Source organism: Rhodococcus sp. NCIMB 12038, assembly GCF_002165735.1.
Lineage (GTDB): Bacteria > Actinomycetota > Actinomycetes > Mycobacteriales > Mycobacteriaceae > Rhodococcus_F.
In genome coordinates, this window is sequence record NZ_NHML01000103.1 from 1 (window position 1) to 613 (window position 613).

Consider the following 613-nt stretch of genomic DNA (forward strand, 5'->3'; position numbering starts at 1 on the left):
TAGTAGTTGACGCCGGCGCAGAGCACCGTGTTCGGGTAGGTGACCGGTGCCAGGAGTGTGGCGTTCTCGACGACCTCGAGGGTGTCGATGTCGAGAGTGGTGAGGAATTCGCTGTGCCGAGGCCATTCCTTCAGCACTGCCATGGTGTCCAGGCTGACGAGGGGCGCGGGGGCAGCGCGGACTACCCCGCCCGCGCCGAAGCCGAGGCACGAGTTCGTGCCGTTGGTGGTGTACTGGACCAGGTGCCAGTTCGTTGAGGCCATCTCCGTGCCTTCCGTTATGGCGGTTGGGTGTCCTGTGAGGTTTCGGGTGAGGGTGGGGCGCAGCGGCCTCGCGCTGATCGAGGAATGGTGAGCGCGGGAAGCTGGTGGGCGCGCGTCGGTCGTGTCAGCTGGCGAGCCAGCCGCCGTCGACGGGGAGAACTGCGCCATTGATGTATGAGGCCTGATCCGAGCACAGCCAGGCCACCGCCTGTCCGACCTCGTCGGGTTGCCCGTAGCGGCCGGCGGCGGTGCGACCGACGATGCTGTCCATGATGTCTGTGGGGACGGCGGCGGTCATCGCGGTTGCGATCGGACCGGGCGCCACCGCGTTGATACGGATGCCGGAGGTG

General features: G+C 67.2%; 1 protein-coding gene and 1 pseudogene. Both read right to left on the minus strand.

What is annotated here, in order from left to right; genetic code table 11:
- A pseudogene (locus tag CA951_RS42180) lies at window positions 1–263 on the minus strand (FAA hydrolase family protein); the annotation flags it as partial.
- A 124-nt stretch (window positions 264–387) separates the two neighbouring features.
- On the minus strand, window positions 388–613 hold a 226-nt coding region (locus tag CA951_RS42185), incomplete at its 5' end, for an SDR family oxidoreductase (RefSeq protein WP_143543228.1).